1 protein-coding gene and 1 pseudogene are annotated in these 1,656 nt (G+C 58.8%); both read left to right on the top strand.

Annotation, left to right across the window (positions count from 1 at the left end):
• The coding region (locus L0H65_RS19595; protein ID WP_301460860.1) for a carbon-nitrogen hydrolase family protein at nucleotides 1-752 on the top strand (752 nt) is incomplete at its 5' end.
• Between the two features lie 71 nt (nucleotides 753-823).
• A pseudogene (locus L0H65_RS19600) lies at nucleotides 824-1,656 on the top strand (ornithine decarboxylase); the annotation flags it as partial.

A 1,656-nucleotide genomic window follows, 5' to 3' on the forward strand; every position in this document is an offset into this window, starting at 1 on the left:
GGCTGATTCCCGGTTCGATGTTTGAGAAAACCGAGGATGGGCGGATCTACAACACATCAGCGGTGATCAACCCTCAGGGGGAGATTGTGACATTCTACCGCAAGATGTTCCCGTTTCGTCCGTATGAAACCGACGTTGTGGCGGGGACTGAGTTTTGTGTGTTCGATGTGCCGGGTATCGGGCGGTTCGGCTTGTCGATCTGCTATGATATCTGGTTCCCGGAAACGACGCGGCAACTGACCGCGCAAGGGGTGGAGGTGCTGTTGCATCCGGTCTTGACCGGCACCACAGACCGCGACGCCGAACTTGCCATCGCGCGGGCGACGGCAGCGCAGTTCCAATGCTATGTCATTGATGTGAACGGGCTTGGCGCGGGCGGCAACGGGCGCTCCTGCGTGATTGACCCAAGTGCGATGGTCTTGCACCAATCGGCGGGGCAGGAAGATATGTTCCCGATCGAGGTCGATCTTGATCTGGTGCGCCGTCAGCGCGAAACCGGCATGAAGGGCCTTGGTCAGGTGCTCAAAAGTTTCCGCGACCGTTCGGTTGATTTCTCGGTTTATGATCGCGCCAGCGGGACGGATGCCTATCTGAATACCTTGGGGCCGTTGCAGATGCCACAGCAGCGCAAACCCGACGCGGTGGATCTGCGCGACAATTCCGTCACGGGGGCGGCGCATGTTTCGATGGGCCCGCCATTCCGTGACGATACCTCGTTTCCGCCGCTTGCGGGAAAGCTCACTTCCGGTTGAAGGGGCGCTTCTGTGCGACGGGTTGATCCGTCGCACAGATCGCCTCGTCGACCGATCAGAAAGGATGCCTGATGCAGTCGATGAACGATTACTACTCTGCCGTGCAGTTGCGGTCGGATCGGTGGAGCACATTGCGCGAAAAGCTTGACAGCCTACATCGAGAGCCGGAGGGCAGGCGCGCGAAATCCGCACGGGCGGAGGCGGGAAAACTCTTTGAATCCCTTGCCCTGATCGAAAGGTATTGGGCATTTCCCGGCATGTCGGCCTTTGACACCATGCGCCGCCAGTTTGAAAACGACCATATCGCGGAGGTGGCATTTTCGGTGCGTCGCGTAACACGCGCACTTTCCACCGGCGCCTATCGCCGCCGCACGATCCCGCTTGATCGGGACGGTCGCGATGATGACCATGATGAGGACGCGATGCTGCCGCCCGAGGCGCGCGCACTGTCGAAGCCTTATTTCGAGGTGATGATCGTCGATGATGTGAATGAGCATCAGGAACGCTGGCTCAAGGCCAACATGACTTCGATGCGGCGCAGCGAAGACGCGTTCATCTATGAACCCGTAGTGGTGCCAAGTCTGCAAGACGCGCTGATCGGGGTACTGTTCAACCATAATATTCAAGCCATCGTGGTGCGGCCCGGCCTGCGGATGGAATCGGATGTGGAACTGACCATTCTCACGCGCTTTTTGAACCGCGCAGGCGGGGTTGAGGAGATTGAGGATATTGCCCCGCAAGACCTTGGCCCGGAACTGTGCCGTCTGATTGCGAGGGTGCGGCCGGAACTGGATGCCTATCTGGTCACTGATCGTTCGGTGGAGGATATCGCCGGGCATGATCTGGGGATTTGCCGGCGCGTCTTCTACAATCAGGAAGACTTCATGGAACTGCACCTGAACAT

This window comes from Pseudorhodobacter sp., from assembly GCF_030452865.1.
Classification (GTDB): domain Bacteria; phylum Pseudomonadota; class Alphaproteobacteria; order Rhodobacterales; family Rhodobacteraceae; genus Pseudorhodobacter.